This window comes from Brevibacterium sp. Mu109 (assembly GCF_900169375.1).
Lineage (GTDB): Bacteria > Actinomycetota > Actinomycetes > Actinomycetales > Brevibacteriaceae > Brevibacterium > Brevibacterium yomogidense_A.
Map to the genome: position 1 here is coordinate 32,906 of NZ_FXZF01000016.1, position 14,446 is coordinate 47,351.

At 62.9% G+C, this 14,446-nt stretch carries 5 protein-coding genes; 4 read left to right on the forward strand and 1 reads right to left on the reverse strand.

Going from position 1 to position 14,446, the window contains the following annotated elements:
• Positions 1–16: 16 nt before the first annotated feature.
• From BSP109_RS10850 to BSP109_RS10865, 4 genes are all read left to right on the forward strand, one after another.
• Entirely contained in the window at positions 17–10,144 is a 10,128-nt protein-coding gene (locus tag BSP109_RS10850; RefSeq protein WP_180959704.1) for a non-ribosomal peptide synthetase, read from the forward strand.
• Positions 10,145–10,259: 115 nt separating this feature from the next.
• On the forward strand, positions 10,260–11,348 hold the full coding sequence (locus tag BSP109_RS10855) for an iron ABC transporter permease (protein ID WP_101600580.1): 1,089 nt from the start codon (positions 10,260–10,262) through the stop codon (positions 11,346–11,348).
• Complete coding sequence (locus BSP109_RS10860) at positions 11,345–12,427, forward strand: iron chelate uptake ABC transporter family permease subunit (RefSeq protein WP_101600582.1); 1,083 nt, start codon at positions 11,345–11,347, stop codon at positions 12,425–12,427. The genes BSP109_RS10855 and BSP109_RS10860 overlap by 4 nt, the downstream gene beginning before the upstream one ends.
• On the forward strand, positions 12,424–13,236 hold the full coding sequence (locus BSP109_RS10865) for an ABC transporter ATP-binding protein (protein ID WP_101600583.1): 813 nt from the start codon (positions 12,424–12,426) through the stop codon (positions 13,234–13,236). Before BSP109_RS10860 ends, BSP109_RS10865 begins: the two co-directional genes overlap by 4 nt.
• Here BSP109_RS10865 and BSP109_RS10870 read toward each other — a convergent pair.
• Entirely contained in the window at positions 13,199–14,413 is a 1,215-nt protein-coding gene (locus BSP109_RS10870; RefSeq protein WP_101600585.1) for an MFS transporter, read from the reverse strand. The genes BSP109_RS10865 and BSP109_RS10870 overlap by 38 nt on opposite strands.
• Between the last annotated feature and the right edge of the window lie 33 nt (positions 14,414–14,446).

Consider the following 14,446-nt stretch of genomic DNA (forward strand, 5'->3'; position numbering starts at 1 on the left):
TGATGGGCGGGGCCACATGTTCGCATTTGAGATGTTCACCCGGCAAGCCGTCATCCGACCTGAGGCGATCGCGGTGGTGTGGGAGCAAGAGCAGGTGACATACGGCGAGCTCGCGCGACGGGTCCATAAGCTTGCTCGACTCTTGATCGCGCGGGGTGCTCGTCCCGAGACTTTCGTAGGCGTCGCTTTGCCACGCTCGGTGGAGTTGGTCGCAACCTTGCTCGCGGTAGCTGAGTCGGGAGCCGCGTACGTCCCCCTCGACCCGGCCTACCCGTCGGATCGACTGGCGCTGATGATCGAAGATTCACGGCCGACGATGATTGTTACGGACAGTCAATCATCGGGGTCGCTGGGTGATACGGATGCGGATCTCATCCTGCTGGACGCGCCGGTCGTGACCGAGGAGCTGGGACTGCACCGACCGGACCCGGTGGCAGAAGACGAGCGAATCGGCAGACTAGATCCACGGCATCCAGCCTATGTCATCTATACCTCGGGCTCGACAGGTCGGCCGAAAGGTGTCGTGGTCCCTCACACGAATATCGTGCAGCTGTTCGCCAACACCCAGCGCTGGTTTGAATTCGACGAGACGGATGTCTGGACGCTATTCCATTCCTTCGCTTTTGACTTCTCAGTCTGGGAGCTGTGGGGTCCACTCCTGTATGGCGGACGCCTGGTGGTCGTCGACGACGACACGCGTCGCTCGCCCCGAGATTTCCATTCCCTGTTGGTCGAACAGAAGGTGACCGTTCTCAACCAGACACCGACAGCCTTTTATCAGCTCATTGAGGCCGATAAGGAGGCCAACCCCGACAGGCAATTGACGCTGCGTTATGTGATCTTCGGTGGGGAGGCGTTGGACCTGCCGAGGCTCAAGCTCTGGTACGAACGTCATGCGTCGGACGCACCCCGCCTGATCAACATGTACGGCATCACTGAGACGACGGTGCACGTCAGCTATCTGGAGCTCGACGCGGACACGGCCGATTCGACCGATAGCATCGTCGGCGACGCGATCCCCGGTCTTGAGATCCTGCTACTCGACGACGATCTGAATCCGGTGCCCGATGGGCAAGTCGGTGAAATCTATGTACGCGGCGGCCAGCTCGCGCGCGGGTACCTCAATCGATCCGCCCTGACGGCCACTCGGTTCGTTGCCGCCCCGTTTGGACCGCCCGGTTCACGACTGTACCGGTCCGGCGATCTTGGACGGTGGGTCCGCCCAGGGGTGCTGGCACACTGCGGCCGGGCAGATGACCAGGTGAAGATCCGGGGATTCCGAATCGAGCTGGGCGAGATCGAGAGCGCGCTGCGACTACTGCCTCGCGTGCGCGATGCAGTAGTCGCTGTGCGGAATAGGACTAACAGCGACGACCGAAGGCTGGTCGGATACGTCGTGCTCGACGAGTCCACGCCAGCCGAGGCCACCGCTGACGCGGAGCTACTGCAGGATATCCGTGCAGAGCTCACCCAGCGCATACCCGTTCATCTGGTGCCAGCGCAACTCGTCCGGATCAACCGAGTGCCGCTGACCGCGAACGGCAAGCTGGATCGACTTGCGTTGCCCGATCCCTCTGAGATCGGAGGTTTCGCACCGGGACGGGGCCCGGAGAGCGCCACCGAACATATGCTCCGCGACGCGTTCGCCGACGTCCTGGCGGTCACGCCACCCGAAATCGGCGTGGACGACGACTTCTTCGCTCTCGGAGGTCATTCATTACTGGCGGTGCAAATCTGTAATCGTGTGCGCGCCGACCTCCGCGTCGACGTGTCTGTGGCCGAGCTAATGCGCGCGGGAACGGTCGCCAATCTAGCGCGAGTACTGACCGGAGACGTCGATCCGGTGCTGGTTCCCAGCACGATGGACGCGACCCTGCCGGCACCCCTCTCCTTCGCCCAACGCCGCATGTGGGCACATGCGATGACCTCGCCAGAGGACTCCGCCTACGTCGTCAGCTTCGCGTGGAAATTGCGCGGACCACTTGACGAACGAGCTCTGCGTGAGGCGATAGACGACCTGCTCGCCCGACACGATGTTCTACGGACGGTGATCCTAGACAGCCAAGGCGAGCCAGAAGCTCACGTCGTTGACCTCGACGAGGTCCACCCACTGTCGTGGCGACAAGCACGATCAGACACGGTCGAAGTTGAAACACAAGAGTTCGTCCGGGCCGGCTTCGATCTCGCCAACGATATCCCGCTGCGTGTCCTCGTGCTCCAGACTGGCATCGACGAGCACGTCTTGGTGCTGGCCGCTCACCATATCGCCGTGGATGAATGGTCGGTCCCCCGCCTGGTTGCGGATCTGTCGGCCGCCTACAGGACCCGCAAGGACGGGATCGACCACCAAGCAACACCCTTGCCGGTCACCTATGCGCAGTACGCACGATGGGAACGAAAGAGACTCGGGGATCGCGCCGAGCGGCGATCACGCATGGCGCGGCAACTACATTACTGGTCAGCCCAACTCACGGACCTACCCGATGAGCTCGACCTGCCCTATGACCGGCCGCGATCGACCACGGGCTCCTCGGCCGCAGACGAACTCACCGTACGACTCACCCAATCCCAGCACCAGCGGCTGAAAGCGGTCGCGGCCCAGGGAAACATCAGTCTGTTCGTGCCGTTCGCCACCGCCGTCGCTTTCGCCCTCCGCCGCAGCGGCGCCGGGGACGACATTGCGCTCGGAATCCCGATTTCCGATCGGGGCCATCCCGAGTTCGACGATCTCGTCGGGTTCTTCGCGAACACAATCGTGCTGCGCACAGACTTAGGCGGCATCACCACCCTCGAAGAGGCAATCCAGCGGCTCAAGTCACGCTTCCTTGACGCCGTCGACCACCAAGATGCCCCTTTCGACCGGGTCGTCGACATGCTTGCACCGGAGCGGCACCTGAACCGCCACCCCCTGTTCCAGACGGTCGTCGCCGTCGACGCGCCGACGCGAGGTCTGGAACTGCCGACCTTCCCCGGACTGACAGCAGAGGTCCTGCCTCTGCTGAGCAACCATGCACGGTTCGACCTTGAATGGCACTTACGCCCGGACCCAGACAATGCCGGTGCCACAATCCGCCTGGTCTATGCTTCCTCACTATTCGACCGCGAAACAGCACAACGACTACTCGACGACGTAGTGGCACTCCTCGTCGAACACGCGTCAGACAGCACCGAACAGACATCTGCCACGATGACCACGCTTGGACCGCCACGCACGAGCGTGCCTTCCACCGTCCCCGGCAGCGAGACACTAATGCGCGGCAGCCACACAGTCGACCTCGTCGTCGGGCAAGTGGCAGAGCTCTTGTCGACTACCGTCGACCCCGACGACGACTTCTTCAGTCTTGGTGGCGACAGCATCATCGCTATCCAATTGGCCACCCGGCTGCGGCGCGCGGGAATGATAGTCAACGCGCGGGACGTCTTCACTGAACGGACCCCTCGCCGGCTGGCGGCCGCCGCTGCTCTGAACAAGCTGACGCCGGACCCGGGGCAGGCGACCGGCGCTGCCGAGCCCGCCGACGGCCCCGTACCCCTCCTGCCGATTATGCACCGGCTCCACGAGTGGGGCGGACCAATCGGTCGATTCAACCAGTCGGCGTTGCTAGTGGCACCACCCGAACTCACCGAACACGGTCTACGCTCGACCATCGATCGTCTCATCGAACACCACGACGCCTTGCGTCTGCAGCTACACCGCCACATCAACGACACAGGAGTAGCCGACGTCTGGACCGCCGACATTCGACCCTCGTTCGCGGCCTACGGCGCGGCAGATGTGCGCCGAATACGTGTCGAGCCCGGCACAGCCGACCTCAACGAGGCCCTCGCCGAAGAGTCAAGCGCTGCAGCCGACCGATTGGATCCCACACAAGGCCGTCTCCTCCAGGTGGTCTGGTTCGATCGGGGGCCCGGACAGTCAGGTCGCGTGCTGCTCGTCGCCCACCATTTCGCGGTTGATGGAGTGTCGTGGCATGTCCTGCTCGACGACCTAGCCCAAGTTTGGGAACGACACCGGGCCGGTGAGCGGGCTACCCTCGAGCCAGCTGGCACAGCATTGCGCAGCGCCGCCCTGACACTGCTCCAGCGCGCTCACGCACCGCAGCAAGTCGCCGACACCCAGTGGTGGATTGACCAACTGTCATCAGCTGAGGACCTGGTGCCCAGGATTAGTGCCGGTATCCACGCTCAGACATCCACCCACACGGTCGCGCTCAGCCTCGAAGAGTCGAAGCCTCCCCTGACCAACGTGCCTGCGGCTGCCCGCGCGGAGGTGACCGATGTGTTGCTGGCCGCGTTACAGGTAGCCCTCGCGCGATGGCGCGACGAACGCAAGCACGGAGCCCGGAGCGACGGTATCGGGCCGTTCTTGGTCGATCTGGAACGCCACGGCCGTGAACAGACCGGCATGGATCTGTCGCGCACGATGGGCTGGTTCACCTCGATTTCCCCGGTGCGCTTACCGGGGCATACCGACCCTGTCCTGGCCTTGCAGTCAACGAAACAAGCACTACGGTCGCAACCAGCCGATGGCGGAGATTTCGGACTTCTGCGCTACCTCAATCCGCAGACGGAGCGACTACTTTCGACCTTGCCGACCCCTCAGGTGCTGTTCAACTACCTGGGCCGCTACGGGGCGGAGAGCGATCACGGGCGGTGGCGCGCAGCGCCAGACCACGCCGCGCTGCAGGTCGATCCAGACCCCGGACTCGGGGTGCCGTACGCCCTCTCAATAGATGCCTTCCGACGCGAAACCGACGACGGCCCAGTTCTCGAAGCCCGCTTCACCCGTCTGAATACGGTCCTGGACACCACCGACACCGACACGATTGCCCGGCACTGGCAAGAAGCGCTCACCGAGATCAGCGATGCCGTGTTAGCCGGCGAGATCGGTCTGGTGCCCGCCGACCTAGACCTGATCGATCTGAATACTGATCAGATCGCCGCAGTCGAAAACATCGCGGCTCCGCGCCGCGTCCAGGACATCTGGCCGCTTTCTCCGCTACAGGAGGGCCTATTCTTTGAAAGCCAACTCCGCGGTGCTGACGACACCTACACAGCCCAAATGGCGTGGGATTTCAACCACCACCTCGACCAAGAAAGACTGCGCACAGCGTTCGCCGCGCTTTTGGACCGCCATGCCGCGCTACGCGCCGGATTCACCGACATCGGGCTCGACCGACCGGTTCAGTTCGTTGTCCGCGATCCCGAAGCACACGTCGATGTCATCGACCTGCGCGGCTTCCCGCCAGCAGAGCGAGCAAATCGGCTCGCCCAAATCATGGCCGCAGACCGCGACCGACCGTTCGACCTACTCGTTCCGCCGCTGTGCAGGCTAACGCTCGTACGCGTCGAGGACAATCACGACCGACTGGTGCTCAACCGACAGGTGCTGTTGTGGGACGGCTGGTCGGTGCAGCAGGTCAGCGAGGATCTGCTGGCACTGTACGAGTACAACGGCGACACGTCACAGCTCGCGACATTGCCAGTAGGGTTCAATGACTACCTGCGATGGCTTGCCACCGTGGATGACGAACGTTCGATCCGAGCGTGGGGCGCAACCCTCGATGGGGTTGAACCCACCATGGTGTTCCGGTCCGAGGCGGAAAACAGCCTCAGCCGACCCGCCGTCATCAACGAACAACTCAGTCCCGAACTGTCCACGGCACTGCGTGACACGGCGGGGCGAGAAGGGACGACCCTCAACGCAGTGCTCAACGGGGCATTGTCAATCGTTTTAGCGATATATGCCGGCCGCGACGACGTAGTGTTCGGCTCGACCGTCGCGGGCCGACCGGCCGAGGTTGATGGGCTCGACAGGGTCGTCGGGCTGTTCTTGAATACCGTCCCAGTCCGCACCATTCTCGCGCCGACCGAGAGTGTCGCCACCCTCGTCCGTCGAGTGCATCAGCAGCGGGCTCAAATGATGGAGCACGAGCTCGTCAGCCTGGGAGAGATCCAGCGTGCCGCCGGACACCGCCAACTCTTCGACGTGCTCTACGTCCTGCAGAACTTTGAAGACTTCGATGGCACCGCGCAACTCTACCAACGCCATGGTGTGATCGCCGAGCATTCCGAGGATCACACACAATACCCACTCACCCTCGTCGTCGCACCGTCACGTCAAATAGGGCTGCGCTTGGAGTACCGAGAGAAAATCATCAGCCACGACACCGCGGAGGAATTCCTCAAACGATTCATCAGCACACTAGAACAAATCGTCGAAGACCCATCGCAACATATCGCGTCACTGAACTTGCTGCTGCCCGGCGAGCAGCTGCGCATTCGCGACGTGGCGACCGGTGCCCCCGCACACCTCGAGGGCCGCACCGTGCCCGATGAGTTGGCCCGTACCGCCGTCCAGAACAGCGACAAGATCGCGCTGGTAGACGGCAGCCAGCGTGTCACCTACGCGGACTTCGATGCCCGTGTCAACCGCATGGCACGACTCCTTATCGCGCACGGCGCGGGTCCGGAGAAGGTCGTCGTGCTCGGTCTGGGCCGGTGCTTGGAGATGGTGGTCGGGCTATTCGCAGTGCTGCGTACCGGGGCTGCCTATCTACCGCTAGAGCTGGACCATCCCACCGAGCGGCTCAAAGAAATGATTGACGACTCTAACGCCTGCCTAATCGTGGCACGCACGTCCACCGCGGCGCGTTTCAGCACCGTCGAACAACCACTACTTGTCGTCGACTCCGTCGACACGGTCAAAATCCTGGCCACGACCCCCAGCGACGAGATCACTGACACCGAGCTCGGGCAGTTCGCACGCAGCAACCCGCAACGGCTTGAGTTTCCGGCCTACATCATCTACACCTCAGGTTCCACCGGCCGCCCGAAAGGCGTCGTCACGCCCTATCGGGGCCTAACCAACATGTTGGACAACCATCTCGACGAAATCTTCGGCCCCACCGTCGCGCGAGCAGGAGGGCGACGCTTGCGTATCGCGCACACAGTGTCGTTCGCCTTCGACATGTCCTGGGAAGAACTCTTGTGGCTCACCGCCGGGCATGAGGTGCACATTTGCGACGAAGACTTGCGCCGCGACGCCGCCGAACTGGTGGACTATCTGCGACGCAACGACATCGACGTCATCAACGTGACCCCCACCTATACGCGTGCGCTCCTAGACGAGGGACTGCTCTCCGAAGACACGCACATACCCTCGCTCGTCATGCTCGGTGGGGAGTCCATCCCCCACACCGTCTGGGAAACTCTCCGAGCCAATAGGGCGACCACCGGCTACAACCTCTACGGTCCCACTGAGTACACCATCAACGCACTTGGTGCCGGGACGCACGACGCCGACACTCCAACCATCGGCCGACCTATCCGTGGTACGCGGGCGCTCATACTCGACCCATGGCTGCGTCCTGTGCCCGACGAGGTCGCCGGCGAACTCTACCTGGCAGGAGTCGGACTCGCCCGCGGCTATCATCGCCGACCCGAACTCACCGCGCAGCGATTCGTTGCGTGCCCCGACGGGATCGGCGAACGGATGTACCGCACCGGCGACGTGGTCCGACGACGCCGCGACGGCAACCTTGACTACCTCGGCCGCACGGACGCCCAGGTGAAGATCCGCGGACACAGGATTGAGCCTGGGGAAATCACCGCAATCCTGGACGCACACCCACAAGTTGCAGCTTCCGCACTAGTCACTGTGACTAGTGACCAGGACCCGAGACTGGTCGCCTACGTGGTCCCAGCGTCCGCGCCCGAAGCTGCGCGCGCCGAGACCCACCAGACGCAAGTGCAGGAATGGCAAGGCGTCTACGACGAAGAGTATGCACAAATCCCGACCGCACTTACCGGTCCGGACTATGCCGGTTGGACCAGCAGCTACGACACCTTGCCGATCCCATTCGACCAGATGCAACGCTGGCGCGACGACATCCTTCAACGAATCCGCAGTCTGGGACCACGACACATCGCCGAGATCGGGGTGGGCACGGGCCTGCTGCTCTCTGAACTCGCCGCCGACCCGGCATGCGAGGAGTACTGGGGAACCGACCTTTCGGGCACCGTCATCGAGCGTCTGACTCAAGACCTAATCGAACGACCTGATATCGCACCCAAGGTGACCCTTCGCGCACAGCCAGCTGACGATCTGTCAGGTCTGCCCAAAGGACACTTCGATGTCGTCATCATCAACTCAGTCATCCAGTACTTTCCCGGTCTTGACTACCTCACCGACGTCCTAAACGGGGCGATCACCTTGCTGGCGCCTGGAGGCTCGATCGTTATCGGCGACGTCCGCAACCACGACTTGCTGCGCCTATTCCATACAGCGACCCAGAGCGCCAAAGACGAACCTGCCGATCACCAGACGCGCGCCCCGTCGATCAGACGCGCCGTGGAATTAGAAAAGGAACTGCTGGTCAGCCCCGACTTCTTCACCGCACTAGCGGCCCACACACCCGACTTCACCGGCTTGGACATTCGACTCAAGACCTACGACGACCCCAACGAATTGGCGCGTTACCGTTACGACGTCGTCATCCGCACCTGCGCCACGGAAGAGCTGACCCAGGCACCTGCTGCAAGAGGTGCAATACGGTGGGGACACGACATTGACGACGTCGACGCCCTGATCGGTCTCCTCACCGCCGAGCAGCAGGCTACGCGTGTCACCGCGATACCTAATCCACGGCTCGCCAGCGACCTGGCAGCGGCCCCAGGTGAACACGGCACTGCCGGAGGACTGCCCGAACTCGACCTGTCGCGACTGCGAACCGCGCTCGCCGGCGCCGGACGTCACCTGGTGATCACGTGGGCACCAGATGACCCCTCACTCATCGATCTGTGTGTATTCCCCGACGACCCAGGTCCGGTTACTGGCACCTATAGCGGACACCGCAGCACAGGCGAGGTGGGCAACGATCCGACTGCCGCCCGAACGCATGCAACGCTCCTAGCCGAACTCAACACGGACCTGCGAACTCGTCTACCCGACTACATGGTCCCGTCCGCAATGATCCCGGTCGCGAGGCTGCCGCTCAATGCCAACGGCAAACTTGACATTGACGCTTTGCCAGCCCCGGACCCGATCACCGCAGCCACCGGGCGGAAGCCTAAAACCCCACTCGAGCGCACTATCTGCGAAGTCTTTGCCGACGTACTGGGACTTTCCTCAGTCGGTGCCGACGACAACTTCTTTCTCCTCGGCGGCCACTCGCTGCTCGCAACCCGTCTCGTCTCGCGGCTGCGCAAGGAGTTGGACACACATCTTCGGCTCGCCGATGTCATGGCCGCGCAGACACCCGAAGCCCTCGCCGAAACGCTCAGTAGCGCAACGGCTTCGGGAACGAACCAAGATCGTGCCCTCGCGCCAGTCTTGCGCATCGGCACAGCCGACGGCGGGCGCCCGCCCCTGTTCTGCGTGCACCCCCTGTTCGGCCTGAGTTGGGTCTACGCCGGACTTGCCCGTCACCTCGGCGGACGGACGATCTACGGTCTCCAGTCACCGGTCCTCTCCGGAGACAAGCCCGATCGAACCCTCGCCGAGGTCATCGACCGCTACGCCGCACAGATCCAAAACCTGCACCCGGAGGGCCCCTTTCACCTGCTCGGTTGGTCTTACGGAGGGCCAGTGATCCATGCGATCGCATCTCATCTCCAGCGTCAAGGACTCAACGTAGGGGCCGTCGTCATCGTCGACGCAGTGCCCGCCCACATCGAGACCTGGCGCGCAGCCGGGGACGAACGTGACCGCGAGTACGCAGAGTGGTATCTCGGACCGGTACCCGGGCAGGAACTTCTCACCACCGACGCGGAACGAAACGTCGTCGAGTTCGCCCCCGAAGCGACACAACTGGCCGACTCTGGACGTGCGACCGACAGCTTCATGGTCGACAAGTTGGTCACGATTGCCAGAGCCCACTCCGACCAACTCGCCTCTTCCGTACCCGCTGACACGCCGGTGTTCGCTGGCGACATCGTGTTCATCAACTCCACCGGCGACGATGAGGAACCCTACACTGCGGACCCCACCACCTGGGACGACTACGTCGACGGTGAGATTCATGTTCACAAGGTCCGATTCCCTCATCACCGGCTGATGACCCACGCCGCACTCGAAGACTTCGGGCCATTCGTCCGCGATGTATTAACCAACGCGGACACCGACACCGGCGCAAGTTCATGAATCGAACTAGTACGGGACCTGTAGGAAAAGACTCGTGATAAGGCTAACGCGTGGGCGAATTAGGACTGCCTTATCCAACATCAGCAACGCAAGCTGCTCGAGGCGGGGATCATGAATGACTAGCACGACCCAGTTGGCGCCTCCGGCAGACTCTTCAGTCGTACCGGATTCGTCCAGCGACAGCACATTCGACAACGGCATCGCCCAGGGGACGTCGACCAAGATAACCGGTCTATTAGTTGCTCTCATTGTGTTGGGGGTGCTAATCGTCTTAAGTATCGCTGTGGGCGCGAACCGGCTCGGATTGCACACGGTGTGGGATGCCATCACGGGTTCTGGGTCAGGTGAATCGGTCGCGTTAGTGCGCGGCCTTCGTGTGCCGCGGACCGTGGCAGGCCTGGTCGTGGGGGTCGCGCTTGGTCTGGCGGGTGCCTTGATCCAAGCATTGACCCGTAACCCTCTCGCCGACCCGGGCATCTTGGGTGTGAACTCCGGTGCGGCGTTCTTCGTCGTCGTGGCCATGGGCGTCTTCCATGTCCGGGCAGTGACCGGGTATGTCTGGTTCGCGCTATTTGGTGCCTTGCTGGTGACCTTCGCTGTGTATCTCATCGGCTCAGTCGGACGTCGTTCGGTCGATCCGATCCAATTGACGTTGGCCGGTGTGGCGGTGGGGGCGGTGCTCACAGGGGCGGCTACTGCCATGATGCTGATGGATCCTGGCACCTTCGAACACATGCGCAGCTGGAATGCGGGGGCGATCTCGGGACTGCGTTTCGACACGATTGTTCCGGTCCTGCCGTTCTTGGCAGTGGGCGCGGTGCTTGCTCTGCTGGTTGCTCATCCGCTCAATGCCATCGCCTTGGGCGATGACCTGGCCAAGACGCTGGGCGTCAATGTCAACCGGATCCGCATCGTGGTCGTCGTGGCCGTGACGCTGCTGGCCGGCGGTGCCACGGCGTTGGCGGGTCCGATCGGGTTCGTGGGTCTGATGGTGCCACATGTGGCACGTTGGTTTGTCGGTCCTGACCAACGATGGATCATGGCATACACCGTGGCGATCGCGCCGTGCCTGCTGCTGGCCTCCGATGTGCTCGGCCGGATCGTGATCGCTCCAGCGGAACTTCCTGTGGGGGTCGTCACGGCGTTCGTGGGTGCACCGGTCCTGATTTTGTTAGTGCACCGTAGACGTGTGAGCGGCCTATGACCGCCGTGACAGACGTCCTGGCTCCTGAGCAACTGGACACCGGCCGCCCGGCGCTGCGGATCCGCGCAGGCCGGGTTGCGTGGCGTTGGGATCTGCGAACGGTGACAGTGTGCACCGTATCGGTGGTGTTGACCGCTGTCGTGGCTGTCGCGGCCCTCGCCAACGGGGCCTATTCATTGAGTCCATCAGAGGTGATCACGGCGCTGTTAGGGCGGGCTGACGGCCTGGTTCACACGGTGGTGTGGGACTGGCGTCTTCCGCGGGTCGGGTCCTCGGTCGTCTTCGGCGCTGCTTTGGGTGCCAGCGGCGCAGTGTTCCAGTCCCTGAACAGAAATCCGCTGGCCAGTCCGGATGTTCTGGGTTTCTCCACAGGTGCCTACACCGGGGCGCTGCTGATGCTCATCACCGTCGGCGGTGGCTTCGTGTCGATGGCCACGGGGGCTTTTGGCGGCGGCTTGGCAGTCGCGGCGGCCGTGTACCTGCTGGCTTATCGCGGTGGTGTGCAGGGATTTCGGATGATCATCGTCGGCATCGCGATCTCCTCGATGCTGGGCTCGTTGAACACCTGGCTGATCCTGACCGCTGATCTACACGTGGCCATATCTGCCGCGGCGTGGGGCGCGGGCTCGCTAGCTGGCATCACGGCCGGACAACTGGCCGGCGCAACTCTGTTGATCGTGCTTTTCGCCGTAGCGCTGGCACCGCTGGCAGCGAGGCTCAAGGCGTTGGACTTGGGCGACGATGCCGCTGCGGCTCTGGGCGTGAAGGTCGAACGTTCTCGGGTGCTTCTGATGATCGCCGGGGTCGGTTTGACGGCTACCGCCACCGCCGCCGCTGGCCCGATCATGTTCGTCGCACTGGTCGCTCCCCAGCTTGCGCGACGCCTCACGAACACCGCCAGCGTCACGATCGGCGCAAGCGCCTGCCTGGGTGCCCTGCTGCTAGTGGTCGCCGACTATCTGGCCCTGCACGCTCTGGGCGACCACGTGATGCCAGTGGGCGTGGTCACCGTCACGATCGGTGGTCTTTACCTGATCTGGCTGCTGATCCGCGAAGGAAGAAGAAGGACCTCACGATGACCAATACATCAGCGACCGCCGACGCTCCTCTACGCGTACTGGATGCGACCATCGGCTACGACGGCAACACCGTGTGCCAAAACCTCGATGTCGAGATCCCGGACCAGTCGTTCACCGTGATCGTCGGGCCGAACGCGTGCGGAAAGTCAACCCTGCTGAGGGCACTGTCACGACTCCTGAAGCCATCACAGGGCCAAGTCCTCCTCGATGGTAAGGACATCTGGAACCTGCCGTCCAAACAAGTCGCCCGTCGTCTCGGACTGCTACCGCAGACCTCGATCGCCCCTGATGGCATCACCGTGGCCGATTTGGTCGCTCGCGGTCGCTACCCTCATCAGGGCTTCTTGCGTCAATGGATCGATGACGACGAGCAGGCAGTCATCGGAGCCCTTGCCGCCACGGGAACCGCCGAACTTGCGACACGTCACGTCGACGAACTGTCGGGCGGCCAACGTCAACGTGTTTGGGTGGCGATGCTCCTTGCTCAGCAGACCACGCTGCTCCTGCTCGACGAACCGACGACATTCCTTGACGTCGCGTATCAACTGGATTTGCTCGATCTCTTCGCCGATCTTCACCATCGCGGGAACACGATCGTCGCGGTGCTGCACGATCTCAACCAAGCCGCCCGCTACGCCAACCACCTGATCGCCATGAAAGATGGTCAGATCGTCGCCCAGGGCGCACCCGAAGACATCGTTACCGTCGATCTGGTCAAGTACGTCTTCGGCCTGGAAAGCATGGTGATCGCCGACCCGGCAGCCGGAACACCTATGGTGGTGCCGCTTCCTCGGACGGTCCGAGTGTGAGGGATCGGACCTGAGGAGCCGCGATCGCACTGAGGATCGCCACCAAACTGATCAAGGCGCCACCGACGATGGTGCGCTCGACACCGAATGCCGCCGTCGCAGGACCAGCCAAGAGCTGGCCGACCGGTACAGCGATGAACGAGCCGAGTGCGTCATAGGACGAGACCCTGCTCATCAGATGCTCTGGGATCTTCTCGTGTAGTGCAGTGAACCAGCCGACGCCGAATATTTCCATGGAGAATCCGGCAAGAGTTGACGCGGCAATGAACATCCACGCTTCGGGTGAGATCCCCAGCACGAGCATCGCAGGGACAGTGCCGAGCATGGCGATCATCCCAGCCCGCAACGGACGACGCAGACTGACCAGCACTAGTAGTGCCGAGGCTGCGAGGAAGCCGATTGCCTCGGCGCTCATCGCTATGCCCCACCCGACCTCGCCGAAGGTCCTGGAGGCAACGACTGGGCCGAGGGTGACGATGACACACGCCTCGACCATGTTGACCACGGTGAACGCCCCGACCACAGCCCACACCCATTGACGGCTAGCGAACGCGGACCACCCTGAACGCAGTTCACTGAGCACACCGGTTTCTTGTGGCTGGTCATTGTTGGTGGCGCGGTTGAGTCGAAGGACTGCCATGCATACCGCGGCCAGCACATAGCATCCTGCGTCCAGAGCGAGCCCCCACCCGGCGCCGATCGTTACGACCATGCCGGCCGCTATCGACGGCCCGAGGATGAACGCTCCGTGACGGGTCATGCTCAGCACGGCGTTCGCACGCTGGAGATGCTCACGATCCACCACCATCGGCACGACCGAATTCAGGGCAGGCAGAGCAAATGCGACAGCTATGCCGTTCAGCCCCTCGACCACCATGAGGTTCCCGATCGTGGCGTTCCCCGACACCAGCAGCCACGCCGCGACCGCTTGGGTCGCCGCACTGGAGACGTGCGCGATGACCAAAATTCGGCTACGGGAGAACCGGTCGGCGATGACGCCGCCGATCAGGATGAACAGCGTCATCGGGATGGTACGAGCGGCGAGAACCATCCCCAATGCGGTGGCCGAGGAATCGATGTCGATGACCGCGAACACCAACGCTACCGGGGCAATGGAGGTGCCAAGGAAAGACACCAACCGGCCAGCGAGTAGCCAGCGGAACGAAGATGTCCACATCGTCAAGGCTGAATGAGGTGCGGTCTCGCGTCG

What these genes read in the sequence shown, in the direction of transcription:
- BSP109_RS10850 (WP_180959704.1), top strand. Translation starts at nt 17, where the DNA reads ATGTTCGCATTTGAGATGTTCACCCGGCAAGCCGTCATCCGACCTGAG.
- BSP109_RS10855 (WP_101600580.1), top strand. Translation starts at nt 10,260, where the DNA reads ATGACTAGCACGACCCAGTTGGCGCCTCCGGCAGACTCTTCAGTCGTA.
- BSP109_RS10860 (WP_101600582.1), top strand. Translation starts at nt 11,345, where the DNA reads ATGACCGCCGTGACAGACGTCCTGGCTCCTGAGCAACTGGACACCGGC.
- BSP109_RS10865 (WP_101600583.1), top strand. Translation starts at nt 12,424, where the DNA reads ATGACCAATACATCAGCGACCGCCGACGCTCCTCTACGCGTACTGGAT.
- BSP109_RS10870 (WP_101600585.1), bottom strand. Translation starts at nt 14,413, where the DNA reads ATGTGGACATCTTCGTTCCGCTGGCTACTCGCTGGCCGGTTGGTGTCT.